This is a genomic window from Stenotrophomonas sp. PD6 (assembly GCF_049199305.1).
GTDB lineage: Bacteria > Pseudomonadota > Gammaproteobacteria > Xanthomonadales > Xanthomonadaceae > Stenotrophomonas.
This window is the reverse complement of the sequence record NZ_JBLZQD010000035.1, coordinates 1-1,558: the sequence shown is the minus strand read 5'-3', so window position 1 is coordinate 1,558 and position 1,558 is coordinate 1. Positions and strand designations below refer to the sequence as shown.

Annotated in this window: 1 protein-coding gene and 1 tRNA gene; one reads left to right on the top strand and one right to left on the bottom strand. The window is 69.9% G+C overall.

The window, feature by feature from the left end:
- Positions 1-1,292, bottom strand: a 1,292-nt coding sequence (dnaX, locus tag ACOZHM_RS20675) for a DNA polymerase III subunit gamma/tau (protein ID WP_421571222.1), incomplete at its 3' end; no start/stop codon positions are given.
- A 135-nt stretch (positions 1,293-1,427) separates the two neighbouring features.
- On the opposite strand from dnaX, the gene ACOZHM_RS20670 reads away from it, so the two are divergent.
- Positions 1,428-1,520: transfer RNA gene (locus tag ACOZHM_RS20670), tRNA-Ser, on the top strand.
- The last annotated feature ends 38 nt before the right edge of the window (positions 1,521-1,558 follow it).

The window sequence follows — 1,558 nt, the reverse complement described above, 5'->3', positions numbered from 1 at the left end:
GGGGGGGGGGTGTGTTGGGGCCCCGGGGGGCCAACACCCCCACCCCCGGCCCCCCCGGGCCCCGGGGCGGCCCCGGGGGGCCCCCCCCCCGCCCCCGCCCCCCGGGGGGGGCCCGCGGCCGGTGCGGCGGCCATGCCGTCCTGCTCGGCCCCACGCGAACCGCTGCCCACGTCGGTGCCGGTGCCCGGGTCGCGCGGCACCGGCGGCACGGCGGCGGCCGGGCGGAAGGCCAGCATGCGCAGCACGGCCATTTCAAAGCCCGCGCGCGGGCTGGGCGCCAGGTGCAGGTCGCGGCGCCCGCTGAGCGCCATCTGGTACCAGAGCTGCACCACTTCCGGGCGCAGGCGCTGGGCGAACGCGGCGGCATCGATGCCCTCGCCGTCGGCCTGCGCGCCCGGCACCAGCTGCTGCACCTGGATGCGGTGCAGCGCTTCGGCCAGGGCCTCGAGCACGCCACTCCAATCCGGCGAGAACTCGGCCAGCGCGGCCACCACCTGCAGCAGGCGCACGCCATCGCCGTCGGCCAGGGCCTCCAGCATGGCCGCCACCTGGGTGCGGTCCACGGTGCCGAGCATGGTGCGCACCACGTCTTCCCGCAGCGCGCCGCCGGCATAGGCGATGGCCTGGTCGAGCAGCGACAGGCCGTCACGCAGGCTGCCATCGGCGGCCTTGGCCAGCTGCACGATGGCGGTCGGGTCGGACTCGATCTCCTCGGCGGCCAGGATGCGGGTCATCTGGCCCTGGATCTGGTCCTCGTCCAGCCGCTTGAGGTTGAACTGCAGGCAGCGCGACAGCACCGTAACCGGCAGCTTCTGCGGGTCGGTGGTGGCCAGCAGGAACTTCACGTGTTCCGGCGGTTCTTCCAGCGTCTTCAGCAGCGCATTGAACGCCGCCTTGGAGAGCATGTGCACTTCGTCGATCAGGTAGACCTTGTACTTGCCGCGCGAGGGCATGTACTGGGCGTTCTCGATCACCTCACGGACATCGTCCACGCCGGTATTGGACGCGGCATCGATTTCCAGCAGGTCGATGTAGCGTCCGGAATCGATATCCAGGCAGGCCGGGCACTGGCCGCACGGGTCGGCGCTGGTGCCCTGCTCGCAATTCAGCGACTTGGCGAAAATGCGCGCGATCGTGGTCTTGCCGACCCCTCGGGTGCCGGTAAACAGGAACGCATGGTGCACCCGGCCGCTGTCCAGCGCATTGCTGAGCGCACGGACCACGTGCTCCTGGCCTACCAGCTCGGCAAAACGCTTCGGACGCCACTTGCGGGCAAGGACGAGATAGGACATCAGGCCACCGTCTTCATCGGAACGTCCATTGTGCCACGCCTGTCCAGCCCCCCTGCCCCTATCGCGTACCGCTTGTGCGATTCCGATTCCCCCGCTAGAATCTGCGCCCCTGCAGCGGGTTATCGCAGCAGGTCCGGAGAGGTGTCCGAGCGGTTGAAGGAGCACGCCTGGAAAGTGTGTAAGCGTCTAAACCGCGCTTCGGGGGTTCGAATCCCCCTCTCTCCGCCAGACAAACGCAAAAAGGCCGCCTTCGGGCGGCCTTTTTG